The organism is Solibacillus sp. FSL W7-1472 (assembly GCF_037969775.1).
Lineage (GTDB): Bacteria > Bacillota > Bacilli > Bacillales_A > Planococcaceae > Solibacillus > Solibacillus silvestris.
Genome location: NZ_CP150208.1, coordinates 3403886 through 3429033 on the forward strand (window position 1 = coordinate 3403886; position 25148 = coordinate 3429033).

Consider the following 25148-nt stretch of genomic DNA (forward strand, 5'->3'; position numbering starts at 1 on the left):
CCCACTCCTTATATTAATCTTTTTATTAAATCCGTAACCTTTTGTTCCAAATAATAACTTGGATTATTTAATGATTGCTCCGCCGAAATATCATTACCGACAATACTTTCAACTTGATGAAAATAGGTTTTTAGAATACTGGAATTTTCAATCATTCCCGAAATTAAAATTGTTGGCACACCTTTTTCTTTTGCCAGCTTAGCAACCCCTATTGGCGCTTTTCCGGAAAGTGTTTGCTCATCCGATTTCCCTTCACCTGTAATGACAAAATCCGCTTTTTCCAGGTGATTTGTAAATTGCACTGCTTCCAGCACAATATCTACACCAGGCTTAAACTGGTGCGGAAAAAAGGCCATAAACGCCGAGCCAATTCCACCAGCCGCGCCAGCTCCTGCACGATGACGGACTTTTACGTTTTGTTGTGATTCGATAATAGTAATATAATGATTTAAATTTTGATCAAATATATTAATATCATGCGGCTCTACCCCTTTTTGCGGCCCAAATACAGCTGTAGCTCCATTCGAACCTATTAACGGGTTATCTACATCACAGGCAATCATAAATGTACTTTCAGAAATTCGTGAATCAAAATTAGACAAATCGATTTTTTTAAGTGCATTAAATTGGTATACGTCGTTTAAAATTTCATTACCATCTTTGTCTATGAATTTCATTCCAAGTGCCCTTAGCATTCCCTGGCCACCATCATTTGTAGCGCTTCCTCCAATACCGATAATAAAGTGACGATAACCTGTATCCATTGCATGTTGGATTAATTGACCTGTTCCGTATGTTGTTGCAAAACGAGGGTTTTTTTCTTCTTCATTTATAAGTGTTAACCCTGACGCCTGGGCCATTTCTATCACACAAGTTTTCCCATCGCCCAGTACTCCATATTTTGCTTCAATCCGCTTCCCTAAAGGATTTTGAACCGACGCTGTCAAATACTTTCCTTTTGTAGCTTTGACTAATGCATCAAGGGTTCCTTCGCCGCCATCTGCAATCGGTAAACAAATTGTTTCAATCTTATTGTCCACCTTTTTAATTGCTTCCTTTATCACTGATGTAACCTCTCCGGAAGACAATGTCCCTTTAAAGGAATCCGGACTTATAATAATCTTCATTTGATTCCTCCCTCACATAAATAAAGCGCTTACAAAAATTATAGTAGTAATATTCTGAATTTACTTTATACTTGTTGTATAATTTTTTATTAATTATTACTTTATTTTTATACGAGGTGTATAAATTGTTAACAATAAGACTGGCAAATGAAATTGTAGAACAAACAATGCTGCGGTTAAAGCGTAATGTAAATGTAATGAGCATTGACGGCATTATATTAGCTTCCGGTGATAAGGAGCGGGTGGAAAAGTTTCATGAAGGCGCGAAGTTTGTAGCAGAATCGAAGAAAACGCTCATAATATCAGACGACAATATTCATGATTTCCCGCAAACAAAGCACGGGATAAATTTGCCGATCTTTTTTCAGGAGGAAATCGTTTGTATTATTGGAATTACCGGTGTGGTCGATGAGGAACTGCTAAATATTTCTTCATTAGTTCAGTTAACAGCAGAGGTATTAGTCCATCAGGCTCTTATTGAATCTAAAAGCGAATGGCAGCGGAAAATGAGTGTACATATTTTTGAGGAACTAATTAGTGGCACTTCTATAAATCGGTTTGTAAAAGAACGGATAAATAAACTGACCATACCCTTTATTGCCCCCTATTGCATCATATTATTAAAGGCCGAACAAAAGACTGGTTCCCATCGGACACTTATACAATATATCGATGATTTCTTTTATAACAAACCCGTTATCTTTGGACATTTTCAGCTAGATGAATACTTTATTTTAACTACAGAGTTGAATCAAACATTTTTAACAAAAATAGTGGAAGCATTTAATACTTATATAAAAAGCAAATTCAGTATTAAAATTGCTGTCGGTGAACATGTTGAAAATCTTGAACGGTTACCGCATTCCTATAAAACAGCGCAGTTAGCTTTAAAGCATCACCATACCGTCTCGAAAGTAATCTACCATCAGGAAGTTGAAGTATTCACCTTATTTAATACAGAGGTAGCCCATCACTACAGTATAAAAACATTGAACCAACTGGATGATAAATTAATTACTACATTGCAATGCTTTTTTAATAATAATAAGTCAGCTTCAGCGACTGCCGACGAATTGGAAATACACCGACATACGTTAGCTTACCGGCTTTCTCAAATTAGAGAGCATACCTATTTAAATCCTACTGAGTTTCATGATGCATTAAAACTGCAAATCGCACTATGGCATCGTGAAGGATTAAACCAATAAAAAAGTGCCATTTCCATAAAACGAAATGGCACCTTTCTGTATATGATTCCAATTAAAAAATAGGGGATTTAGCTTGCTTTTTACTTTCTTTAGCAAGCTGCCTTTTTTGGAATGATGCATTAAGCAAGCCGCCTAATATGATGATCATTCCTGTGAAATATAGCCAAAGCATTAAAATAATGACCCCGCCGATACTGCCGTATGTTGAACTGTAATTGCCGAAATTATTAATATAGAATGAGAATCCGTACGTTAATACAAGCCAGCCCAAAGTCGCAAAAACAGCACCCGGAATCACACTGAACATCGTTAACCGAGGATCTGTATTCGGGACAATCCAATACATGACTGATATTACGATGAAAATAAGTGTTGGCGGCGTAATCCAGCGCACAAAGGTCCAAACGTTTGCGAATGACTCCTCTACACCTAAATAGCCGAATACGATATTGCCAATCTGCTGACCAAAAACCGGGAATACAAGTGCTATTAAAATAACTGCAACTAATGCAATTGTAAAAACAAGTGACCATAAACGGTTTAAAAATCCTGCTCTGCCTTCTACATCATAGGCACGGTTTAATGATTTCATCAGTGCATCTACACCTCTAGAGGCAGACCATAGTGTACCAATAATACCGATTGAAAGTAAACCGCCGTTTTGATTGTTCAGAACATCTGTTAATGTCGTTTCGATCAGTCCATATACTTCTCCAGGCATAACATCACTTAAAAAATCGAATATTTGCCCTTGTTCCAAATTTAAGTAAGGTAAAAGCGTTACCATAAAAATAAGCATAGGGAAAAATGATAACAGGAAAAAATAGGCCAACTGTGCCCCCATGCCTGACATGTCCACATTTTTAGTTCGATAAATTAAATCTTGGATAAACCCTTTTGTCGTCAGTATATCTATTTGGCTACGATCCGGTGAAACATATGATTTAACTAGCGAAATCTTTTCTTTTAGTTCTCCCTTTTCTTCCATGCTGCCACCACCTGTTCACATTATGTTGATTCAGTGGATATCATGGACATCCGATTACCCGATTTGTTCATCCTTTTTTGAGAAAGCCTGAATCGTTTCTGAAACCATACTTTGAATTGTAGCAGGTAACTCTTTAATATCATTTTCATTTTGCATAATTGATTGGACACCATTATTTACTGTCCCATACAAAGATTGTGCTTGTTCCATCTTAGTTTCTACTAACGCCACTAATTCATCACGATTTTCAGCATAGTATGCTACTGTATCTTTTGCTTTCTTTGCTGTTTCTACAGTATGCTCACGTGTTTGTTTATCCAACATACTAATTGCTGCACCTGTTACTGCTCCAATTGCTATAAAAGGTAATAGTTTACTTTTCATTAGTTTTCTCCTCCTACTATATGCTTTCGTATTCCCCTAATACTTTTTCATAAAACTTATCTATATGTATTTTAACGAATATCCAATATTATTAAAAGTATTCAGTCAACTTTATCCTGTTGACAAGTTGATGGTTGCATGAAATGATATTTTTGTAAACATTGAAAGGTAGGGGCAAAAATTATGGACTTATCCAACCCGTCGCAACAGAATGTCATCTATATGATCGAGCAAATTAAAGAAAAACTTCGTATGGTAAATGTTGATGCTATGCAGTCTTCTGCATTTGATGAAGAAAAATACGAAGATCTGCAATATTTATACGAAATGGTTATGAAACGCGATTCATTTAGCCCAAGTGAAATGAATGCCATCGTAGCTGAACTAGGCGCCCTTCGTAAATAACATCAATAGCATAGTGTGAAAAAGAAGCTCATCGATTAATTCGACAAGCTTCTTTTTTTATTCCCTATTCCCCAGGAAATATTAATTATTTATTTAATTCGACAGCAATTTTTGCACCTACACGGGCATTATGTTTAACAAGGGCAATATTGGCATCCAGTGATTTACCTTCTGTCAGCTCTTTCACTTTACCTAATAAGAATGGCGTTACATTTTTGCCTGCGATGCCTTGTTCTTTCGCTTCATTTAATGCATTGTCAATAATTCCGTCAATAACACTTGATTCCATAGCATCTTCTACTGGGATCGGATTTGCGATCAATGCACCGCCACGTAAACCTAAATCCCACTTAGCACGTAGAATTGCAGCAGTTTCTTCTGCAGAATCAACGCGGATATTTACATCGAATTCACTTTCACGTGCATAGAATGCAGGCAATTTATCTGTTCCGTAACCAATTACCGGTACACCTTTAGTTTCAAGGTATTCCAATGTTAAGCCGATGTCTAAAATTGATTTGGCACCTGCACATACTACAGCCACATTTGTCATTGCCAGTTCTTCCAAGTCTGCAGAAATATCCATTGTAGTTTCAGCGCCACGGTGAACCCCACCAATACCGCCTGTTACGAATAGTTCAATACCAGCTAGCTCAGCACAGATCATTGTTGCCGCTACAGTAGTTGCACCGATTTTCTTTGTTGCAAGTAAATAGCCAATATCACGACGGCTTGTTTTTGCTACACCTTGAGCATTACCGAACATTTCTAATTCTTCATCAGATAGGCCGATTTTAATTTTCCCATCGATTAATGCGATTGTTGCCGGTACTGCACCGCCATCACGAATAATTTGTTCTACTTCACGAGCTGTTTGTACATTTTGAGGATATGGCATACCGTGTGAAATAATCGTTGATTCCAACGCTACGATTGGTAAGCCTTTCTCTTTAGCTTCTAATACCTCTTGTGAATATGATAAATATTGTTTCATTATAAATTCCTCCATTCAATTAAATTATCTTTTGTTAAATCTTCACGTACTGTTTTATCCGATTGCAATGTTTTCGATGCATTTACCAACCCGAGCTGGATTGCTTCTTCAAGCTCTTCATCGTTTAATACACCATGTAAAAATGCACTAACAAAAGCATCTCCGGCACCTGTAACATCTACTATATTTCTAGTTGCAATGGCTTTGTAGTGTACTATATTACCTTCGTTCCCCACCATTACTCCATGTTCGCCAAGAGTGAGCACAACATGCTCCGCTCCTTTTTGCAACAACATGTTAACAGCCTTTTCATATTGGCTATATGTTTCCAGCTTCACATTTAAATAGCTTTCCGCTTCATCTCGATTGCAAATAAAGTAACGGATACCGTGCAGATCCTGCGACATATTTTTCATCTTAGGTGAAGAAACAGGGATAACCGCCAATGCGATATTACGCTCTATTGCGAAATTCCTAATATATTCTACTGTTTCTAACGGGCTGTTTAAGTCAATGACAATACAGCTGGCATTTTGTAGTATCGCTTCGTGCTTTTTTAAAATACTCGGCAACAACTGATCATAAATCGCCATATTTGCCATCGATATTACCAGTTCACCCATATTATCAAGTACTGCTGTATAAGAACCTGTATTATAATCGTTTAATTTCTCTACTAAATCCACATTCATCATACTCTTACAATTTTGTTCAATAAATGCACTATCATGATCTTCACCCATTACAGTAATTAAGGAAACACGGTTACCTAACCGCCCTAAGTTTTCAGCTATATTGCGGGCAACACCGCCTACCGATTCTGTAACAGAAGCAGGATTGGAAGTCCCTAATTGGACATTTTGCTCAATAGTGAATTTACGATCGATATTGGCACCACCAATTGCAATGATTTGATTTTTCTCTGGCAAAACATAGGCACGTCCTAAAATTTCCCCTCGTTTTATAAGCGATGAGATTATATTAGCTAGCGCTGGCCTGGACATTCCCAGTTGTTCTGCCATTTCCTGTTGTGATAAGTAGGGATTCTTCTTTATTAATTGGAAAATCAATTTTTCCTTTTCATTCAACTTTATCACCTCTAATCAAACATTTGTTTATAATTATAAACTTTTGTTTACGTAATGTCAAATTAATATTAAATTTTTCGTCTTGCGTAGTATGGAAGTACTTTCTTCTTTTATGAGCTGTGACATAATAAAAAAGCTGTTTGGAAAGTTTCCCTTCCAAACAGCTTTCTTGCTATTCTACTATTACATCGCCATTTTCTGCTATACGTGGCTGTACGAGCACCTCAACACGGCGGTTTTTAGCTCTGCCTTCTTTAGTATCATTCGTAGCTATCGGCTGGAATTCTCCGAAACCTTTTACACTGAAGTATTTGGAATCAAGTTGTTCATTTCCTGAAACGATTTCTTTCATGAAGTTTACTGCACGCATTACAGACAGATCCCAGTTGGAATCGAATTCAGGTGTCTTAATCGGTACATTATCTGTATGACCAGTAATGACAATATTACGCGGTGGATCAAACATTAATAATTGAGCAAGCTCGTCAGCAATTGTTGCATATTCCGCTTTCACATCTGCTCGTCCCATATCGAATAAAATACTGTCCCGGATGGTAATTAATAATCCCTCTTCTGTCATTTTCGTTTCAAACTGGTCTTCCAGCTCATTAATCGCAATAAACTCGTCCACACGGTTTTGCGTTTCATGTAGGCGTTGCTGATCTTCCATATATTTAGAGATACCTGTTGGTGTAGAGTTATCCGGTGTTTGTATGATAGATGAGTTGTCCATTACACCTGTGCCACCGGTAAAAATATTATTAAATACTGCAGACATTTGCTCCAATTTTTTCTCATCCACTGAGCTTGATGCAAAAAGTACAATAAATAATGCTAGTAATAACGTTAATATATCTGCATAAGGTACTAACCAGGACTCGTCAATATGTTCCTCATGCTTTTTATGTCTTTTACGCTTCTTTGCCAAGGCCACCCGCCCCGCTTTCGGTAATTTGCTTACGTTCTTCCATTGTTAAATATGAAGCCAGCTTTTGCTCGATTACTCTAGGTGCTTCACCTTCAAGTACGGATAAAATCCCTTCAATCATCATTAGCTTTTGCTTAACTTCTACAGCGGATTTACGTTTTAACTTGTTTGCAAAAGGATGCCATAATACGTACCCAGTAAAGATACCTAATAATGTCGCAACAAAGGCCGCTGAAATGGCGTGTCCTAATTTATCAATATCAGACATATCTTTTAATGCAGCAATAAGGCCTACTACAGCACCTAATACCCCAAGTGTCGGTGCATAAGTACCTGCTTGTGAAAAAATGCCTGCTCCACTTGCATGGCGGTCTTCCAGCGCTTCAACTTCCTCTGTTAAAACATCGCGAATATAGTCTGCGTTTTGTCCATCAATCGCTAATGTCAGTCCATTTTTTAAAAATGGATCTTCAATTTCAGCTGCTTTGCTTTCTAATGCCAATAGCCCTTCACGACGAGCTAAATCTGCCCATTGTGAAAACATTTTGATCAAGTCGATATCACTCGCGAGTTTTGTTTCTGAAAATAAAATTTTAAAAAGCTTTGGAATTCTTTTTAATTCCTTCATTGGGAAAGCGATTGTAACTGCAGCAATCGTACCAAAAATAATAATTAAAATAGCAGCAGGGTTTATTAACACTTCCGGTGTAACGCCCTTTAAAAACATCCCGAATAACAGGGCGATAAAGGCGATGATAACCCCAACAACTGATGAAATATCCATATGTAGTACCTCCAAATTACGATGTCTTTTCTTATTTCGGTATATTTAAATTTTTATTAACTTCCTTTACACTAGTTATAAGAAGATTTTTTTATTTTTGACACATTATTGTTCTTTTCTGAGCTGGAATATGAGTAATAATAGGTTAAGAATTAACTAATTTTTAAGATAATTATTGGAGGAATGAATCAATGAATTCAACGTTCGAAGCAAAGCTAACGAAATACGCAGAACTAGCAGTAAAAATCGGTGTCAATATTCAGCCAAATCAATATTTGTATATTGCAGCCTCTATCGAATCGGCACCCTTTGTACAAGTAGTGACAAAAATCGCTTATGAAATTGGAGCCAAACAAGTATTTGTAGATTATACAGATGATCAAATAACACGTACTCGATATGAGTTGGCACCGGCGGATTCTTTCGATTTCTTCCCGCCTTGGAAAGTACAGGAACGTGAATGGCTTGCTGAAGAAGGTGCGGCATTTATGAGCATCGTATCCCAAAGCCCCGATTTACTGTCTGGCATTGATTCAAAACGTATTGCATCATTCCAAAAGGCTTCAGGCACTGCATTGAACAAATATCGTCAATATGTTCAGTCAGATAAAATTAGCTGGACGGTCATTGCAGCTCCATCTAAACAATGGGCTCGTAAAGTATTTCCTGAATTGCCGGAAGAAAAGCAAGTAGAGGCATTATGGGATGCCATCTTTAAAGCAACACGTGCGGATCTGGATAACCCGGTAGAAGCATGGGCACAGCATAATGACAACTTGCATGAAAAAGTTGATTACTTAAACAATAAAAACTATGCAAAATTACACTATACAGCTCCAGGGACGGACTTGACGATCGAGCTTCCTAAAGGACATTTATGGTGCGGGGCAGGCAGTATTAACGAAAAAGGCGAAGAGTTCATGGCAAATATGCCGACAGAAGAAGTTTTCACAGTACCACATAAAGATGGTGTTAACGGGTATGTATCTAGTACAAAGCCATTAAGCTATGGTGGTAATATTATCGATAACTTTAAACTTACATTTGAAAACGGTCGTATCGTTCAAGTAGAGGCAGCACAAGGTGAAGAAGTATTAAAAAATCTTGTTGCTACAGACGAGGGATCACATTATTTAGGAGAAGTGGCGCTTGTTCCATTCCATTCTCCAATTTCACAGTCGAATATTTTGTTTTACAATACACTATTCGATGAAAATGCATCAAATCACTTGGCAATTGGCAGCGCCTACGCATTTTGTATCGAAGGCGGCAAGTCAATGTCGTCTGATGAATTAAAAGCTCACGGTTTAAATGAGAGCATTACACATGTCGACTTCATGATTGGCTCTGAACAGATGAATATTGATGGTGTTACAGCTGATGGGCAAAGCGAGCCAGTTTTCCGTAATGGGAACTGGGCATTTTAACCGCTGTTTCACTTCCGGCTTTACCGATAAATAAAATTTCAAGATGTCGCCATATTTACAGTTTTTTCTACATTAACTAACTAAATTACCCTACAATGTTCCAATTTAATAGGGTATAATTGGTTAATGATTGTTATTACTAAATAGAGAGGAGTTTTTATAATGTTTGATCACCATTATCCGTTCTTATCTGACTACTATACGTTAGTGATAGGGTTTACGGTTATACTTCTTGTATTCTTATTTATGTTTATTATGTACTTACGTATTGGTTTACAATCACACGACTCTGTTATAGTAGATTCAAAGGCAAATACATTTGCGCCAAACGAAAAATCATTGGATGGTCACCATCATCATTAAATTTTTTTACAACCACTCTATTGAGTGGTTGTTTTTTTGATATTAATACATCACTTCTTCTTTATTTATTTTATTTTTAACTTTATTAGTGCGCATTTGTTTGAATTATCTAAAAAATATTTTAAAATAAAACAAGAATCGAAAGGGGTTTGAAGAACAATGTCTGCATTGCAAACGATTTTAGAATTTAACGAAAAATTCGTAGAAGAAAAACAATATGAACAATATGCCACAACGAAGTTTCCAGATAAGAAAATTGTAGTTTTATCTTGTATGGATACACGTTTAGTAGAATTACTACCTAAAGCTATGAACTTGCGCAATGGGGATGTCAAAGTTGTAAAAAGTGCAGGGGCAATCGTAAATCACCCATTCGGCGGGATTATGCGCAGTTTACTTGTAGCCGTTTATGAATTACAGGCAGATGAAGTATATATTATCGGCCACTATGACTGTGGAATGAGTGCAGTTGATCCGAACGTAATGATCGGCCATATGCTTGAACGCGGGGTTAAACAGGAAACGATTGATGTCATCAATTATGCCCGTTTTGATTTAAAAGAATGGTTACGCGGTTTTGGGGATGTTAAAACAAGTGTATTAAAAAGTGTGGACTTAGTCAGAACACATCCATTAATGCCAAAAGGCGTTCCAGTACATGGTCTTATCATCGATCCTGCAACAGGAAAACTTGATTTAGTAACAGACGGCTCAGTTGAACAAAAATAGATAATAAGTAATTAGCGACAGCGCTCAATATAATGAGCACTGCCGCTATTTTTTATAATGTGGCCCCTTTATATTCCCGCTGTAAAATGGCATACATATAATGATCCACCCATTTTCCGTTTATATACAATAGCTCTCGTAATAACCCTTCTCTTGTAAAGCCCGACTTTTCCAATACACGAATAGAAGCAGAATTTTGCGGCGCGACATATGCCTCAATCCGGTGAATATTTAACGTAATAAAAGCGAATTCCATTATTAGACGTACTGCTTCAGTGACAATTCCTCTACCTGTAAACTTCTCATCCATCGAATAGCCGATAAAACCGCTTGAATAAGGTAAACGTTTAATCGAATAGAGAGAAATATGCCCGATTAACTGACCTGTTGCATTATAAAAAATGCCAAATGAAAATTCCCTGTTTGACTGCAGTAAATGTATGCTTTCTAAAATTTTATTGTACTGTACTTGTTCTGTATAAAATTCATCGTGATGTAATGGCTCAAATTCGGACCAATACATTTTATTGTCATTTAATAATTTTGCCAATCCTTTCGCATCCGACGGGGTAAACGTACGAAGCGAACATTGTTGCCCAATAAGTTGAACCATTGGACCCTCCTTCTTGTGAAATAGCTTGAATAAGCTTTTCATTGAACCACCTACATTTCATTTCAAAGCTTGCTACCGTTTTTTCAACTTTTTCTTTTTTGATTTTACAGGCTTTGGTATTATATCTATAAATTCCGATTTTTCTTTATGTGCAGTTGTTTTATTACCGCTTTCGAAAATGTTCGTTAGCTTTAATCCGCGCTTTGTAATTTCTTTTTCTATATGGGTAACTACTTCTTTAAGTACTTGAACACGTGCATAGTTTTTGTCGTTCCCCGGAATTAAGTGCCAAGGAGCGTTTTCCGAATCAGTTTTTTCAAACATTTCATCGGCTGCCTCACAATATAAATCAAATTTATCACGGTTCCGCCAATCTTCAGCCGTCAATTTCCATGATTTATATGGATCAGCTGCTCTTTCATTAAAACGTTTAAGCTGTTCATCCGAATCGATATGAATCCAAAACTTTATCATTATATAATCTTCATCTGTCAATTGCTTCTCAAAACTATTTATTTCTTCATAAGCACGCTTCCATTCTGCTTCTTCAGCAAAACCCTCTATACGCTCCACCAGCACCCGACCATACCAAGAGCGATCAAAAATCGCAATCTGGCCATGCTGCGGCAACTTTCTCCAAAAGCGTTGCATATAATGATAGCGCATCTCATGGGGCTGTGGGGCAGAAATTGGCCATACCATTAACCCACGCGGATCGATACGCTCTGTTAAACGCTTAATCGCTCCCCCTTTTCCTGCTGCATCCATTCCTTCAAATGCAATAATAAGGCCAATTTTATTATTAAATAAAAATTGCTGGGCATTTAGCATTTCATATTGCAAAGCTTTCAATTGCTTCTTATAGACTTCCTTCTCCAGTTTTTGCGATAAATCCACATCTTGTAGCTTTTTCAAATAGTGCTGCCTCCCCTATTCCATTTATTATGTATATTTTACTCGAAAGTGTATGGAATTGGTAATTGTTGCGTTTATTTATTTGAATCATTTGATTATTTTATGTTGGCATCCTGTTTTAATAGAACAAAAAAACGCGGGCGCACTTATATATGCACCCACGGTTATAATTTAGTCTTCCAATGTTGTTAAAATAATTGGTTTATCTTTTGTTACAATAATCGAGTGTTCGATCTGGGCAACTAATGATTTATCCGGTGTAATAAATGTCCAGCCGTCACCTGATTCTACGATGTGCTCAGCCTTCGCCGAAATGAACGGCTCTACCGCCAACACCATGCCTTCTTTCATGATTGTCGTATCCCAAGCATCGTAATAGTTCAAGACATGGTTTGGTTCTTCGTGTAATGATTTACCTAAGCCGTGTCCTGTTAAGTTCATAATTACCGTCAACCCGTGATCACGTGCTTCACGCTCTACTGCTTTACCGATCTGATTTAATTTCGAACCTGCTTTAACCTTTGTCATCGCACGGTCAAATGCTGATTTTGCTACAGAGCAAAGTTTTTCTTTATCTTCATAACCTTCACCAACAACAAAAGAAATACCTGTATCTGCAAAGTATCCGTTTAAAGAGCCAGAAACATCAATGTTTACGATATCGCCGTCCTGAATAACCTTGTTCCCTGGAATGCCATGTGCAACTTCGTGATTTACTGAAATGCATGTATATCCCGGAAAATCGTATTCGCCTTTAGGACCAGAAACCGCGCCTGCTTCCGCAAACATACGGCCTGCAATTTCATCTAATTCTTTCGTTGTCACGCCAGGTACTGTCGCAGCTTTCATTGCCTCGCGAATTTCAGCACAAATGCGTCCAATTTTTTTAAACGCTTCTATTTCTTCTTGTGTAGTAACAATCATGTGTAACTTCCTTCCTCTTAAACAATGTCTACCCTTAACTATAGCATACTTAATATCGGTTGTAATTGTTCAAGGATTTTAAAATTATTTGGATTTATGATCAAATTAATACGACATTGTACAATAGAAATTAGAAAAGGCTTGCAACGGGAAAATAATCCCTTGCTGCAAGCTTTGAGTTTTTCATTCATTATGGTGTTTGTGCTTTTTGGAGTAAACGGGGTGCAGATGTGAATAATATAACTGCAATAACCGCTGTAATTATTGTTGCAGGTACCATATAAGTACTGTTATAAATTATTGAGTAGATCCACACATTATCATCGCCTGCGTACTCTTTAAAGAACACGACACCTGCGAGCAAGTGCGAAACAAATCTTAAAGCTCCGCCTATTAGAGCTCCTATAACGATATAAATTGCCATTTTTACTTTATTGAGTGATTGTGTTGCCTGTAATAATGGCTTTCTTACAATTGCCGCTAACCCTACTACTGTAAAGGCAAGACCGTAATCTAAAATCGCCTGAAGCCAGTGTACTATGTAAGCGCCAAACATCATTTGCATAACGCCAATCAGCAAGCCAGTTGCAAGTCCTGCTGTTAGCCCCCAACGAATGGCCATTAACATAATCGGTACCATAACAAAGCTGATTGACCCGCCCTGTGCCCACATTTTAAAAGATACTTGGTCCAATACAAGTCCGATGGCAGCAAATATCGCTATCTCCACCATCATCAATAATTTTTTTCTGTCCATAACAATTCCCCTTTCTTTTATCCGATGTAACAAAAGTGAAGAGGGATAGAATGGAACTTTTACTTCTTCTAGGTATTTAGAAAAAGCAAAAAACGATAATCAGGACAAAAGCCTGACTATCGTTTGAACAGTCGGATTCTATCCACATCCCTACGCAAGTGCTAACTTACAGGTTCAAAGAGTCAGTGCAATCCCGTGCACAATCTCAGCCGACTTTCTCGGCACCCCTTGTGGTACATCTAAATTTTTATTGTTTGAACATGCTCATTGTAACGAATATTTCTACAACTTTCAACAGCTATTATTTTGAAACGTACTAGAATTACATATAATAGATACGAAGGAGTGATAAATGATGGATCAATCGAAAGGTTTAAGTGCATTAAGCTATTTGAGCTTTTATTTTGCACCGTTTATTTTACCGGTAATTATATTTATCGTTACGAAAGATCAAGCCGTTAAAGGCCATTCTAAAAAAGCTTTTATTTCTCAACTTATTCCAATACTGTTAGGGATTTTGTACATGATTTACTTTTTCACTTCCGTTCTTTCCTGGAATAATACTTTGACAGTGAGCGTGCAGGATTTCTTTATTAGTTCACATTTTATCGGATTTATTCTTTTAGTCCTTATTACGTTTATTCTGGCGATTTGGAATCTAGTCCAAGCGATTAAAGTTTTACGTTAATGTTTATGATAGCTCCTTCTTTGGGTATATTTTTTATACGAAATGTATTCGTTAAGGAGTGTATATCATGAAATTAAATAAACTCATTAAAACCGCAATTAAATATGGACCGATCGTGTACCCGATCATTAAAAAAATGATGGATAAAAAATCTGCACCCCAACCAGCAACTACACGACGAACGCCAAAACGTTAACGCAGAAAAACACATTTCGCACTAAAACTCGTGTGAAATGTGTTTTTTGTTGTCTTTTATTTAATAATAATTTCTGTTTTACTGTAGCCTTCTTTTAACTTTTGGACTTGTAAAATGGCAGGCATTGCTGCTTTTAATTCGGCCACATGGGAGATGACGCCGATTAAGCGGCCTGTTTGCTGAAGATCGATCAAAATATCGATTGCCCGTCTTAACGCCTCCTCATCCAATGTACCGAAGCCTTCATCGATAAACATCGTATCGATATGCACACTTCCTTGAACACTTTGAATAACATCGGCCATTCCTAATGCTAATGAAAGTGAGGCATTGAATTTTTCACCGCCGGACAATGTTTTTACATCCCGCGTTTGTCCTGTATGGCTGTCATATACATCGATACTGAGCCCGCTTTGTGCATTTCCTTCTTTACGACCTGTCGATTTCAGGAAGTATTGACCATTTGACAGGACACGTAAACGTTCATTTGCCGCATGGGTTACTTTTTCCAAATAACCAATTTGCACAAATCGCTCAAATGAAATTTTCGAATCGTTTTGTCCGCGGATTAAATTATAAACATGCTCCACCTGCATCAGTTTCGCTTTATAGCTTTCGATCTGCTGTGCGGATTGGTCAAGTTTTTCGAGGGTTTCTTCACATTGCTCCACATAGGACTGGGTTAATGTAATTTTAGAATACTGTGCCTCGATTTGCTCATTCAGCTCATGAATCTGTTGCTCACTTGCCGTTAAATCAGCCCGTTCTTTTCCTTCGAGCAAAGGTTCTTCCTCGGCAATTTGAACAGATAATGTATGAACATTTTGCTTGTAAGCTTCAACTTCATCCTGAATTTGCTGCTGAACATTTAATGGCAGTAATGCATTCTTATATGTTTCCAAGTCAAAACTTTCTTGCTGCAATGCTGTATCAAACGCTTTTTGCGCTGAAAGAGTCTCCTGCTGTTTTTCTGTTACAAGGTTTTGTGCATGTAGATGGTTCACTTCACAAGATTTTTCATCTAATTGGATTTTTTGCATTGCCTCCAGTGCACTTTGAATTGCACTTTTTAAATGGCGGTGTTTTTGCTGCTGGCTGGCCAATTCTTGTGTTACTTCATCCAATGTAGAAAACTGAGGCAATAATGACTGCTCACTTTGCTCAAGCTTCCCTTTTTCTTGTGCATATTGTTTATCGATATCGACTACATATTGCTGCCCTTTTTCAATACGGCCTTGCAGCACTTCTTTACTTTCAATAAGCTGTGCCATCGTTTTCTTTTCAGTGATGAGCTGTGCCTGCTGCTGCTTTTGCTTTGTCAATTGCTCAGTCAGTTCGGCCAATTGCTGTTCATAATAATGTAGTTGTGAAAGCTCGACGCTCAGTAACTCTAGAGCACTTCTTTTCTGTTCCAATGCTGCCTTTTCTACATCCAATTTCGAGTTGACCTGGTAAAAGCTTTGCATAGCACGGTCGCCTTCTTGACGAAGATGTTCCAGTGCATTTTCATCAATGGTAAACGCTTCGCTATTATGAATGGCTGGATGCTCCGTGCTCCCACATACAGGACATGCTTCTCCATGATGTAATGAAGCCGCTAGAAACGCTGCCTGATTGCTGCGTATTTGCTGCTCCATATTTTGCAGCTTCTGTTGCGCTCCATCGGCAATTTGTTTCTTATCAGCAAGCTGTTTCACTAAAGTTTCTATATTCATTTGTATTGCAGCCACTTCTTTTGCCATTTCAATTTTTCGTGTTAATACAGCCTGTGCTTCATACGTTTCATGGTACGTCACTGTCGCATCTTCCAGCTCATTTATAATAGCCTGCTGCTGTTGATGTTTTTCTTTTAAAGAAGCTGCTTCCTTTTGGAGCTTATCAAATAATTGCTTTGCGTTTTTCTGGTTTTCTGCAAGCTTTGCCACCTTTTCCCGCTGCGTATTAATCGATTGATAGATCGGGACAAGCTGTTCAAGCTGTGAAATTGATTTCGTAAATTCATCCAACAGTGGCTCATGCTGCTTTTGCTCCTGATAGTGATTTGTCGCCTGCAGAAGTTGTGCCTGTGCACGTTCATAGTCAGCCTTTGCTTTCTGTAAGGAAACTTCCGCTTGTTCAAGCTGCCGTTTTACCTTCTCATATTCACGTTCTAAAGGTTCTATTTGATTAGCCTTTTTTGCAAGTACAAGTTTCTGTTGTTCTGCTTGTATTTTATCCTTTTGCTGCAGCAATTCATCGAGCCGGGCTTTCCTGATTAAAAACTTTTCAATTCGCTCATTTAACAGCCTTTGCTCATTTAATGATTTAACTAACGTTTGTAAATGCGTTTTCGAGGCTGCATATTGCCCTTTTAATGCCGCACATTGCTCTTCATAAAATTGCTGTTCTGTTTCCAATGCCGTTTTTACTTGATACAGATTAATGACATCATTGTTCAGAGCTGTAAACAGTTCCGAGTCTCTGTGCGGGAGGCGGGACCGAATATCATGAATCGTATTATCCTGCTGCATCCTTGCTTGTTCATAATGCTTTTCAGCAATATTCTTTTTCTCTTTCAGCAGTTCCACCATTTTCGTAAAGCGTTCCGTTTTAAAAATTTTTCGGAAAATCTCTTCTTTATGCTTTGATTCCGAAGTGAGGAGCTTTTGAAATTCTCCTTGCGGCAGCATGACGATTTGATTGAACTGGGACTGTGTTAAGCCGATCAGTTCTTCAATTTTCGACTGAATGAGCTTCACTTGAAACTTCTCTACAGCGGGCACAGTGACCCCATCCGTAATTTCAAAAAACTCGCGCTTTGCACTTGCCCCGTCATGACCAAATTTCCGCCAAATACGGTAAAGGCGACCGCGTACTTCAAATTCCAGTTCGACTTCCGTATCAACTGTTTCATCCGCAAAATCACTGCGCAAAAACAGCGACTTTTCCCGATCCTCTCCACTTCCAGAATCATAAAGCGCAAACGTAATCGCATCAAAAATAGTCGTTTTTCCCGCGCCCGTTGCACCGGAAACGACAAAAATTCCATGTTCATGGAGTTTAGTAAAATCAATGACTTCTTTTTGATGATATGATCCAAATGCTGTCATCGATAATTTTATTGGTTTCATCGTTACAGCACCTCCTGTTTTTCACGTTCATTTTCGATTAGCTGCTCTAAAACATCTGTATAAATCTCTTTTATTTCATCACTTAAAGGCTTGCCTGTCATCTCCGTATAAAATAGCTCAAACAGTTCCGAATCATCCATCTGAACACGGTTCATTGTTGTCGCATGCTGTTCAAGTTGTTCATACACAACCGTTCGTTCAATATGCAAAGCATTGGGATAAACTGTGCGGACAAGTTCGGCAGCACCTTTTACATAATGTTCATCCTGTAATTTTACAAATACATAATCGTCGTTTACTTTATGCTGCAATATATCCTCAAGCATTCCCGTCACGACACGCATATCCCGTACTGGGGTAAGCATTCTTTTTTCAATCGTCACTGACCCATCTTCATTTAAATCAACAATCAAAAATCTCTTTTTATGTGTCACTTCAGATTCTGAATACTTAAGTGGTGATCCTGCATATTGGATTTTCTCGTTTGCGACAAAGTGGGCCTGGTGTAAATGGCCTAACGCTGTATAACAGAATGGTTCAAACAACGCTGAACTGATACACTCCGTCCCGCCAATCGTCAACTTGCGTTCAGAGTCACTCGTATTCGGTTCCGGCATCCCGTCTTTTGTAATGAAAGCGTGGCCGATAATGATATTACGTTTCGTACAGTCCATTGTCTGTTTAATCTGTTCAATGATTTTCGCCATCGCCGCTTCATGAGTTGTAACGGATTGATCGTCAAATACTGCCCGTACAATTGAAGGCTCCGCAAATGGAACTAAATAAAAATGAACTTCTCCGTATTCATCGTGCATTATGACCGGATCGATATTCTGTTCTAAATGGCCAACGATATGTAACCCGCTCGCCTTCATAAATTCACTGCCAAAATTTAAACGTGTAGCGCTATCATGATTTCCAGCAATTGCTAAAATCGGTGTTTCCTCATCGACTAAAATTTCCTTCAACGTTTTATTTAATAGTTGGATTGCATCTGTCGGTGGTACAGAACGATCGTACAAATCTCCGGCAATAATGATGACATCCGGCTTTTCTTTTCTGATTTCTTCGATAAACTGTTCAAGCACAAATTGCTGGTCTCTTGTCATCGATACACCTTGTACTATTTTTCCTAAATGCCAATCTGCTGTATGAAAAATTTTCATGAATACCGCCTCCTATCTTCTAACTATAAGTGTACATGAGGAAAAATAAAAAAACCACATTGTACGAATATTCGTTCGTACGATGTGGTCTCCTCCAATAAATATTGTCGGAATGCTTTTTATACTAAGATCGGGATTGGTCGATCAAGATTATGCAGTGCTATAAATGGTACGTCTTCTACTGCTAACTTATTTTGTTGGATCCTCAGCATTTCTTCAAATGTTTTCGGATTTGGTGCTGGCATTGCATCGATTGGCAATATAAGTGCCTCATTACCACTATAGCTTTTCAGCATTTCATTAGCCATAATACGGTACCCAAGCTGGTTTGGATGCACATCCGCCACGTTCGGCAAATATGTTGAACGCTGCTGGTCAAATGTTTCATAAACATCTACAAATATATGGCCTGCCGCTTCTGTTTCCTGCTTTAATATCGCATTTAAAAGCTGCACCGCTTCTACTGCTCCGTCTACCTGTTCTTTATGAACACCTACATAAGGGAAATAATAGCCAAGTACATATACTGTCGCTTTCGGGGCCTTTTCGTTAATTATTGAAAGCAGCTCTCTCATCTGATTCCTTACTTCATTTAAAGCGAAATTGGCGTTAAGCTGACTAAAAGCGAGTGTTCCCTGTTGAGGGTTATGTGTAATGAGCGGCAGTAAATTATTCGCTCCGGCTGACAGTGTGATCAATGTTGCTTCACTTAGTAATGGTGCTGCCTTTTCGGACTGAACTGTTTCCATTACATTTCCAACACGGTATCCGGGGAAAGTAAGCTCTTTTGAAAAATGTGCGAGCTTACCATGTCGCTCTAGCTGCAAAGCAATGTAATCCGTATATCCTGCATCAATTTGACTGTAAGGTGTTTGCCCTGCTGCCAAAGAGTCGCCAAGTGCAATATAAACTTCTCGTTCATTGGCTAATGCTCCCGTTGGAAACAGGACAATACAAAAAATAAGAATCCCTATTATTTTTCGCATTTATTCACCCCACTTCTTTTGTTAGAATGCCCAATTACCTTTTCTGAAAATCGGTTCTGTTGTGCCATCTGCCAGAATCCCGTCAATATCCATTTCCGCACTGCCGATCATGAAATCCTCATGTGTAATCGACGTATTAATGCCCAGTGCTTCCAGTTGGCCCTTTTCAAGTTCCTTGCCACCTTCATAGCACGTCGGATATGCTTCTCCGATTGCTAAATGGTTAGAGGCATTTTCATCGAATAATGTGTTGTAATATAAAATATTAGATGAAGAAATAGGTGACTCATGCGGTACTAATGCAACTTCTCCCAAATATGAAGAACCTTCATCGGAAGCAACTAGCTGCTTTAATAAGTCCTGACCTACTTTTGCCTCAACATTAACGATTTTACCCTTTTCAAATGTCAGCTTAAAATCATCAATAATATTCCCTTTATAAACGAGCGGTTTCGTATTGGATACATAGCCGTTTACACCATATTTTGCAGGCAGCGTAAAGACTTCTTCTGTCGGCATATTCGCGATGAATGTCGTGCCATCAGGTGCTTCGCTGCTTCCGCTTTTCCACAAATGTTTTTCCGGTAGTTCAATCGTCAAGTCTGTACCAGGAGCCGTGTAGTGAAGCTTCGCATACTTTTTCTTGTTCAGCTGATCTGCACGTGCATGTAAGTTTTCAATATGAGTTTGCCAGTTTCCTACTGCATCCCCTTCACCAATACGTACTGTTTTGAAAATAGCATCCCATAGCGCAGGAACCTGCTCCTTTTCCGGTAAATCAGGGAATACTTTTGCCGCCCATTTCGGCGAAGGAACAGCAATAATTGACCAGGCGATATCATCATTCATAACAGCTTTACGGTAATTAACTAATGCCGTACCTGCTGCTTTTTGCTGTGCTCCGATCTTTTCTGAATCAATACCTGCCAGTAAATCAGGATTTTCCGCATCGATCCAAAGAAGTGCACCTTTACGTTCAATTAATTCTTCACGTTGTGCGACAACCCATTTCGGGAAATTAGCTGTTTCTTCCACCGTAACATTCTCATAATAAGCACGTTCAAAGCTGGCATCAGTTAAATTAACATGAACACGGCTTGCGCCTGCTTCATATGCTTTTTTAACGACAATACGTGTAAAGTCCAGCGTATCCGTAGATGTGTTAATTAATAAATATTGTCCTTTTTGAATATTTACTCCGATTCGAACGGCCAAATCTGCAAATTGCTCTAACTTCTCTTGGAATGTCATGAATTATTTCTCCTTTTTCTTACTGAAAGTCATGCCTTTTTTATTGGACTTTGGTTGATACGGCTTTTTCTCTGATGCTTTGTTTGCTGCGGGTGCCGCTTTTGAAGTTACTGTCTTAGCATTTCCCTCGACAAGTTGCCCTTGTGTCCAAACTTTTTGAACACCTTTTAAGGAAAGATCACGCAACCATTTTTTGAATGTCTTTTCGTCCTTGTAAGATAGTAATGTCAATACTTCTCCGTCTGCACCGGCACGTCCAGTACGTCCTGAACGGTGTGTATACTGCTCGATTGTACGAGGTACATCAACATGAATAACATGTGTTAAACCTGAAATATCTAAACCTCGTGCTGCAATATCTGTCGCAATTAAAATGCGCGCTTCCCCTTTTCGGAACGCGTCCAACGCTTTTTTACGCTCATCTTTTTTCATGTCCGAGTGAAGTGCTACAATCGGTGCATCACGGTATTCCAGCTTGTTCTGTTTCATTAGTACTTGGTCGATGTTATTAACAAATGCCAATCCGCGCAATCCTTCAATATTAGCTAAACGACGAAGCATATCTGTTTTGTCCCGCTCTTCTACTTTTACAAAAGAATGCACAACTTTACCGAACTTCACCATATCTTCCGGTTTGATCTCGATGCTGATCGGTTCAAACATTAATCGTTCCGCTACAAGCTTGATCTCTTCTGTAATCGTAGCCGATACAACAACGACTTGACGACCGAATGCGGCATTTTCAATAAATGATTTTACGACAACACGGTACTCGCGGCTAAGCAGCTGATCGCATTCATCCAAAACAATCGTCTCGATTTCTTTAAGTTTTAATTTACCTTGGCGTGCCAATTCATTTAGACGTCCTGGTGTCCCGACTACAATCGTTGGCTTTTTCTTTAATTTTTCGATTTGGCGTGCCGAATTCGCTCCGCCAATTAGTTGCTGAACAGTGATGTCTGTCCCTGCTGTCCAGTCACGGATTACTTCAACAATCTGCATCGCAAGCTCTTGTGAAGGTGCAACGATTAATGCCTGAGTTTGTTTCTTGTTACCGTCTACTTTATTTAAAATCGGTAATGTGTAGGCTAGTGTTTTCCCTGAACCTGTCGGTGATTCCGCTACGATATCTTTTCCTTCAACCATCGCAGGAATCATTTCCTCTTGTATTTTCATTGTCGTTTCAAACGACCATTTATTTTGAAGTGTTTCGTTTAATAAGCTAATTGCTGACATATTGTTTTACCACCTTTTATTCGTTGGCTTTAGTGTACCATATTCCGTTATTAATGCGGAAATTTGGCGGGTTGTCAGTTACTGTTTTAAAACGAAATTAGGAGGCGATGTGTCAAATGAAAAATGGAGCATGGAAGCTGGGGGTTTTTCTAATAAATTCGGAAATCATCTAATATATTTTAATTTGTTCTAATAAAATGGCGATCTTCTAATATATCCGTCCGTTGTGCTAATATCGGTTCGGTTCGGTTCGCTTTGTTCTAATATCACCTAGCCTTTTTCTAATAAAGCTCCGACATTTTCGAATATCCCGTATAATTGTTCTAATAAAACTTAAACCGTATGCTTTTCCACACGATTTGCACTAAAAAACTCGCCCATAAACTTCAAGCGTTCACCGAAGTTCTAATAACCTCCTCATTTCTCTCACAACAAAAAAGCATGCCAGAAATCTTTTTCCGGCATGCCTAGTTTTTACACTCTCTCAATAATTAAAGCAATTCCTTGGCCGCCACCGATACATAGACTTGCAACGGCATACTTTCCGCTGCGTCGTTGCAGTTCGTATGCAGCGGATAAGATGATTCTTGTTCCACTTGCACCAACCGGATGACCAAGTGCGATTGCACCACCGTTTACATTCGTTTTCTCACGGTCCAGACCAAGTTCCTTTTCCACTGCAATATATTGAGCTGCAAAAGCTTCATTTATTTCAACTAAATCCATGTCTTCAATTGTTAAATTTGCACGCTCCAATGCTTGACGAATTGCCGGAGCCGGGCCGATTCCCATAATCGTCGGATCAACGCCTGCTATTCCCCATGATACAATGCGGGCTAACGGCTTTAACCCTTGTTCATTTACAAAATTTTCACTTGCAACAACGATAGAAGCTGCCCCGTCGTTAATGCCGGAAGCATTCGCAGCAGTAACGGATCCGTCCTTTTTAAATGCCGGGCGTAATTTTGCCAAGCTTTCCATTGTGCCACCTTCTTTAATATGTTCATCCTGATCTATTAAAATCTCGCCTTTTCTTGTAGCTACTGCAACAGGCACGATCTCTTTTGCAAACGTACCGTTCTCGCGTGCTATTGCCGCACGTTCGTTTGATAGAAGTGCAAATGCATCTTGCTCCACGCGGGAAATCGTATATTGTTCAGCAAGTTTCTCTGCCGTCAAGCCCATTCCTGAGCCAGTATACTGGTCAGTTAATGTCGCTTGAAGCATATCTGTAAACTGCAGGTTGCCAAGTTTGGAACCGCTGAAGCGTTGTTCGAAATTTGAGTATGGCGACTGTGACATATTTTCTGCTCCCCCAGCTAGTACGACTTCCCCTTCACCTAGCTGAATCATCTGTGCAGCCGATACGACCGATTGCATACCGGATCCGCATAGACGATTTAATGTTAATGCCGGCACTTCCTTTGGCACGCCAGCATAAAGTCCGATATGACGGGCTAAATATGCTGAGTTTGCACCAGTTGTAATTACACCCCCGTAAATGACATGGTCGACTTGCTCAGGCTGTACGTTCGCACGCTTTAACGCTTCCACTGCTGTTTTTGTGCCAAGCTGTACTGCATCTGTTGTTGCAAAAGAACCTCCAAAAGCTGTAAATGCTGTACGTGCCCCGTCTACGATATATACGTTTTTCATTATTCTATCCCCTTTGTCAGTACTATTTAATAATTTGCTTTGCGATAATCCCCTTCATGATTTCGGTAGTACCCGCATAAATCGCAGCTACCGGAATATCACGATATCGTCTTGCGATTTCGTATTCCTCCATATAACCGTAGCCACCATGCAGCTGCAGACAATCTGCTACGACACGCTTTGCCATTTCACTAATCCACCATTTGGCCATCGACACTTCCTTTACGATATCCTGTCCTGCAATATGTTTGGCAATTAAACTATCGACATATGTACGGCCAAGGTCAATTTCAGTTGCCATTTCAGCTAACTTGAATTGAGTATTTTGGAAATCGGCAATGCGGCTGCCGAATGCTTTACGTTCTTTTACATAGTCAACCGTCAGTTTTAAACAGCATTCTGCCTCGATTTGTGTTTCCAGTGCGACAATCAGTCGTTCCTGCTGCAGTTTTTCCATTAAATAATAAAAGCCACGGTTTTCTTCCCCTAAAAGGTTTTCTGCTGGTACACGAACATCCTCAAAAATCAGCTCCCCGGTATCTGCGCTATGCATGCCGATCTTATCTAGTTTTTTTCCGCGCTTAAAACCAGGTGTACCGCTTTCCACAATTAACAGACTAATTCCTTTATATGCCGGACTTGCCTGCGGGTCTGTTTTACAAACGACAACCACATAATCTGCATGAATCCCATTCGTAATAAAGGTTTTTTCTCCGTTTAAAATATAAAAATCCCCATCTTTTTTCGCTGTCGTTTGAATGCCTGCGAGGTCAGATCCTGCACCGGGTTCCGTCATAGCAATAGCCGAAATATACTCTCCTGTAACGCTCTTAGGTAGCCATTTTTCCTTTTGTGAAGCTGTCCCATATGCTTCAATATAAGGTGTCACAATATCGGAATGAAGCGATATCCCACTTGCTAACCCTGCACCAACACGCTCTAGTTCCTCCGTTAATATAGCAGAATAGCCAAAATCGAGCGCAAGCCCCCCATATTCTTCACTGACCATTGGACATAAAAAGCCATTCTCCCCGAGCTTCAGCCAAAAATCCCGTGGAATATCGCGATCTTTTTCCCATTGCTCGAAATAAGGATACGCCTCTTTATCCAGCATTTTTCGTAAAGCTTTTCTAAACATCTCATGCTCTTCTGTATAAATGCCCATTTCCCCGCCCCTTTGTTTTTTCTGAATATTAGTACACTTCAATATTAACAGGCACAAAAA

The 25148-nt window shown here is 38.9% G+C and carries 25 protein-coding genes and 1 riboswitch; of the genes, 7 read left to right on the forward strand and 18 right to left on the reverse strand.

Annotated features, from left to right (window positions below):
• Positions 1–8: 8 nt before the first annotated feature.
• Positions 9–1127, reverse strand: coding sequence for a glycerate kinase (locus MKY07_RS17070; protein ID WP_008405703.1), 1119 nt, complete (start codon positions 1125–1127; stop codon positions 9–11).
• A 116-nt stretch (positions 1128–1243) separates the two neighbouring features.
• Here MKY07_RS17070 and MKY07_RS17075 point away from each other — a divergent pair, with 116 nt between their 5' ends.
• On the forward strand, positions 1244–2335 hold the full coding sequence (locus MKY07_RS17075; protein WP_339263232.1) for a sugar diacid recognition domain-containing protein: 1092 nt from the start codon (positions 1244–1246) through the stop codon (positions 2333–2335).
• 52 nt (positions 2336–2387) lie between these two features.
• On the opposite strand, the gene MKY07_RS17080 is transcribed toward MKY07_RS17075, so the two are convergent.
• The gene (locus MKY07_RS17080; RefSeq protein ID WP_339263233.1) at positions 2388–3323 is read right to left on the reverse strand and encodes a YihY/virulence factor BrkB family protein; all 936 of its coding nucleotides are present in this window, start codon (positions 3321–3323) and stop codon (positions 2388–2390) included.
• Between the two features lie 54 nt (positions 3324–3377).
• On the reverse strand, positions 3378–3707 hold the full coding sequence (locus MKY07_RS17085) for a hypothetical protein (RefSeq protein WP_008405697.1): 330 nt from the start codon (positions 3705–3707) through the stop codon (positions 3378–3380).
• Between the two features lie 183 nt (positions 3708–3890).
• Between MKY07_RS17085 and MKY07_RS17090 the strand changes: the two genes are divergently transcribed.
• A complete protein-coding gene (locus tag MKY07_RS17090; protein ID WP_008405695.1) occupies positions 3891–4112 on the forward strand; it encodes a DUF1128 domain-containing protein in 222 nt (73 codons plus the stop codon).
• Positions 4113–4197: 85 nt separating this feature from the next.
• On the opposite strand, the gene MKY07_RS17095 is transcribed toward MKY07_RS17090, so the two are convergent.
• The 4 genes from MKY07_RS17095 to motA form a co-directional block, all read right to left on the reverse strand.
• A complete protein-coding gene (locus tag MKY07_RS17095) occupies positions 4198–5106 on the reverse strand; it encodes a pseudouridine-5'-phosphate glycosidase (RefSeq protein ID WP_008405693.1) in 909 nt (302 codons plus the stop codon).
• Positions 5106–6194 (reverse strand): carbohydrate kinase, encoded by a 1089-nt coding sequence (locus tag MKY07_RS17100; RefSeq protein ID WP_014822695.1) that lies wholly within the window; start codon positions 6192–6194, stop codon positions 5106–5108. The genes MKY07_RS17095 and MKY07_RS17100 overlap by 1 nt, the downstream gene beginning before the upstream one ends.
• A gap of 172 nt (positions 6195–6366) precedes the next feature.
• A complete protein-coding gene (motB, locus tag MKY07_RS17105) occupies positions 6367–7122 on the reverse strand; it encodes a flagellar motor protein MotB (protein WP_065217582.1) in 756 nt (251 codons plus the stop codon).
• Positions 7106–7906: a flagellar motor stator protein MotA gene (gene motA, locus MKY07_RS17110; protein ID WP_008405688.1), complete on the reverse strand. Its 801-nt coding sequence runs from the start codon at positions 7904–7906 to the stop codon at positions 7106–7108. The genes motB and motA overlap by 17 nt, the downstream gene beginning before the upstream one ends.
• Before the next feature lie 191 nt (positions 7907–8097).
• Between motA and MKY07_RS17115 the strand changes: the two genes are divergently transcribed.
• From MKY07_RS17115 to MKY07_RS17125, 3 genes are all read left to right on the forward strand, one after another.
• Positions 8098–9333, forward strand: coding sequence for an aminopeptidase (locus MKY07_RS17115; RefSeq protein ID WP_339263234.1), 1236 nt, complete (start codon positions 8098–8100; stop codon positions 9331–9333).
• 162 nt (positions 9334–9495) lie between these two features.
• The gene (locus MKY07_RS17120; protein ID WP_339263235.1) at positions 9496–9696 is read left to right on the forward strand and encodes a hypothetical protein; all 201 of its coding nucleotides are present in this window, start codon (positions 9496–9498) and stop codon (positions 9694–9696) included.
• Positions 9697–9855: 159 nt separating this feature from the next.
• A complete protein-coding gene (locus tag MKY07_RS17125) occupies positions 9856–10425 on the forward strand; it encodes a carbonic anhydrase (protein WP_014822691.1) in 570 nt (189 codons plus the stop codon).
• 52 nt (positions 10426–10477) lie between these two features.
• On the opposite strand, the gene MKY07_RS17130 is transcribed toward MKY07_RS17125, so the two are convergent.
• The 4 genes from MKY07_RS17130 to thiT form a co-directional block, all read right to left on the reverse strand.
• Positions 10478–11038 (reverse strand): GNAT family protein, encoded by a 561-nt coding sequence (locus MKY07_RS17130; RefSeq protein WP_008405680.1) that lies wholly within the window; start codon positions 11036–11038, stop codon positions 10478–10480.
• Between the two features lie 72 nt (positions 11039–11110).
• Complete coding sequence (locus MKY07_RS17135; RefSeq protein ID WP_339263236.1) at positions 11111–11953, reverse strand: polyphosphate kinase; 843 nt, start codon at positions 11951–11953, stop codon at positions 11111–11113.
• A 171-nt stretch (positions 11954–12124) separates the two neighbouring features.
• Complete coding sequence (gene map, locus MKY07_RS17140) at positions 12125–12877, reverse strand: type I methionyl aminopeptidase (protein ID WP_008405676.1); 753 nt, start codon at positions 12875–12877, stop codon at positions 12125–12127.
• 190 nt (positions 12878–13067) lie between these two features.
• On the reverse strand, positions 13068–13634 hold the full coding sequence (gene thiT / locus MKY07_RS17145; protein ID WP_014822689.1) for an energy-coupled thiamine transporter ThiT: 567 nt from the start codon (positions 13632–13634) through the stop codon (positions 13068–13070).
• 130 nt (positions 13635–13764) lie between these two features.
• Positions 13765–13873: riboswitch (TPP riboswitch) on the reverse strand.
• Between the two features lie 116 nt (positions 13874–13989).
• Between thiT and MKY07_RS17150 the strand changes: the two genes are divergently transcribed.
• Entirely contained in the window at positions 13990–14322 is a 333-nt protein-coding gene (locus MKY07_RS17150) for a DUF4870 domain-containing protein (protein ID WP_014822688.1), read from the forward strand.
• 67 nt (positions 14323–14389) lie between these two features.
• Entirely contained in the window at positions 14390–14518 is a 129-nt protein-coding gene (locus tag MKY07_RS17155) for a hypothetical protein (RefSeq protein WP_008405671.1), read from the forward strand.
• Between the two features lie 56 nt (positions 14519–14574).
• Here the strand turns inward: MKY07_RS17155 and MKY07_RS17160 are convergent, their stop codons facing one another.
• From MKY07_RS17160 to MKY07_RS17190, 7 genes are all read right to left on the reverse strand, one after another.
• On the reverse strand, positions 14575–17628 hold the full coding sequence (locus MKY07_RS17160) for an SMC family ATPase (protein WP_339263237.1): 3054 nt from the start codon (positions 17626–17628) through the stop codon (positions 14575–14577).
• A 2-nt stretch (positions 17629–17630) separates the two neighbouring features.
• Positions 17631–18794, reverse strand: a complete 1164-nt coding sequence (locus MKY07_RS17165) for an exonuclease SbcCD subunit D (RefSeq protein ID WP_339263238.1) — start codon at positions 18792–18794, stop codon at positions 17631–17633.
• Between the two features lie 119 nt (positions 18795–18913).
• Positions 18914–19780 carry an SGNH/GDSL hydrolase family protein gene (locus tag MKY07_RS17170; RefSeq protein WP_339263239.1) on the reverse strand — a complete coding sequence of 289 codons (867 nt, stop codon included), beginning with the start codon at positions 19778–19780 and terminating at the stop codon, positions 18914–18916.
• A 21-nt stretch (positions 19781–19801) separates the two neighbouring features.
• Positions 19802–21031: an aminopeptidase gene (locus tag MKY07_RS17175; RefSeq protein ID WP_008405664.1), complete on the reverse strand. Its 1230-nt coding sequence runs from the start codon at positions 21029–21031 to the stop codon at positions 19802–19804.
• A 3-nt stretch (positions 21032–21034) separates the two neighbouring features.
• Positions 21035–22267: a DEAD/DEAH box helicase gene (locus tag MKY07_RS17180; RefSeq protein ID WP_339263240.1), complete on the reverse strand. Its 1233-nt coding sequence runs from the start codon at positions 22265–22267 to the stop codon at positions 21035–21037.
• A 474-nt stretch (positions 22268–22741) separates the two neighbouring features.
• Positions 22742–23923, reverse strand: a complete 1182-nt coding sequence (locus tag MKY07_RS17185; protein ID WP_339263241.1) for an acetyl-CoA C-acetyltransferase — start codon at positions 23921–23923, stop codon at positions 22742–22744.
• Between the two features lie 22 nt (positions 23924–23945).
• Positions 23946–25088: an acyl-CoA dehydrogenase family protein gene (locus MKY07_RS17190; protein ID WP_339263242.1), complete on the reverse strand. Its 1143-nt coding sequence runs from the start codon at positions 25086–25088 to the stop codon at positions 23946–23948.
• Positions 25089–25148 lie beyond the last annotated feature (60 nt).

Excerpts from the sequence above, each read along its gene's own strand:
- MKY07_RS17070 (WP_008405703.1), bottom strand. The coding sequence starts at position 1,127 with ATGAAGATTATTATAAGTCCGGATTCCTTTAAAGGGACATTGTCTTCC.
- MKY07_RS17080 (WP_339263233.1), bottom strand. The coding sequence starts at position 3,323 with ATGGAAGAAAAGGGAGAACTAAAAGAAAAGATTTCGCTAGTTAAATCA.
- MKY07_RS17085 (WP_008405697.1), bottom strand. The coding sequence starts at position 3,707 with ATGAAAAGTAAACTATTACCTTTTATAGCAATTGGAGCAGTAACAGGT.
- MKY07_RS17090 (WP_008405695.1), top strand. The coding sequence starts at position 3,891 with ATGGACTTATCCAACCCGTCGCAACAGAATGTCATCTATATGATCGAG.
- MKY07_RS17095 (WP_008405693.1), bottom strand. The coding sequence starts at position 5,106 with ATGAAACAATATTTATCATATTCACAAGAGGTATTAGAAGCTAAAGAG.
- motA (WP_008405688.1), bottom strand. The coding sequence starts at position 7,906 with ATGGATATTTCATCAGTTGTTGGGGTTATCATCGCCTTTATCGCCCTG.
- MKY07_RS17115 (WP_339263234.1), top strand. The coding sequence starts at position 8,098 with ATGAATTCAACGTTCGAAGCAAAGCTAACGAAATACGCAGAACTAGCA.
- MKY07_RS17120 (WP_339263235.1), top strand. The coding sequence starts at position 9,496 with ATGTTTGATCACCATTATCCGTTCTTATCTGACTACTATACGTTAGTG.
- MKY07_RS17125 (WP_014822691.1), top strand. The coding sequence starts at position 9,856 with ATGTCTGCATTGCAAACGATTTTAGAATTTAACGAAAAATTCGTAGAA.
- MKY07_RS17130 (WP_008405680.1), bottom strand. The coding sequence starts at position 11,038 with ATGGTTCAACTTATTGGGCAACAATGTTCGCTTCGTACGTTTACCCCG.
- map (WP_008405676.1), bottom strand. The coding sequence starts at position 12,877 with ATGATTGTTACTACACAAGAAGAAATAGAAGCGTTTAAAAAAATTGGA.
- thiT (WP_014822689.1), bottom strand. The coding sequence starts at position 13,634 with ATGGACAGAAAAAAATTATTGATGATGGTGGAGATAGCGATATTTGCT.
- MKY07_RS17150 (WP_014822688.1), top strand. The coding sequence starts at position 13,990 with ATGGATCAATCGAAAGGTTTAAGTGCATTAAGCTATTTGAGCTTTTAT.
- MKY07_RS17155 (WP_008405671.1), top strand. The coding sequence starts at position 14,390 with ATGAAATTAAATAAACTCATTAAAACCGCAATTAAATATGGACCGATC.
- MKY07_RS17160 (WP_339263237.1), bottom strand. The coding sequence starts at position 17,628 with ATGAAACCAATAAAATTATCGATGACAGCATTTGGATCATATCATCAA.
- MKY07_RS17165 (WP_339263238.1), bottom strand. The coding sequence starts at position 18,794 with ATGAAAATTTTTCATACAGCAGATTGGCATTTAGGAAAAATAGTACAA.
- MKY07_RS17170 (WP_339263239.1), bottom strand. The coding sequence starts at position 19,780 with ATGCGAAAAATAATAGGGATTCTTATTTTTTGTATTGTCCTGTTTCCA.
- MKY07_RS17175 (WP_008405664.1), bottom strand. The coding sequence starts at position 21,031 with ATGACATTCCAAGAGAAGTTAGAGCAATTTGCAGATTTGGCCGTTCGA.
- MKY07_RS17180 (WP_339263240.1), bottom strand. The coding sequence starts at position 22,267 with ATGTCAGCAATTAGCTTATTAAACGAAACACTTCAAAATAAATGGTCG.
- MKY07_RS17185 (WP_339263241.1), bottom strand. The coding sequence starts at position 23,923 with ATGAAAAACGTATATATCGTAGACGGGGCACGTACAGCATTTACAGCT.
- MKY07_RS17190 (WP_339263242.1), bottom strand. The coding sequence starts at position 25,088 with ATGGGCATTTATACAGAAGAGCATGAGATGTTTAGAAAAGCTTTACGA.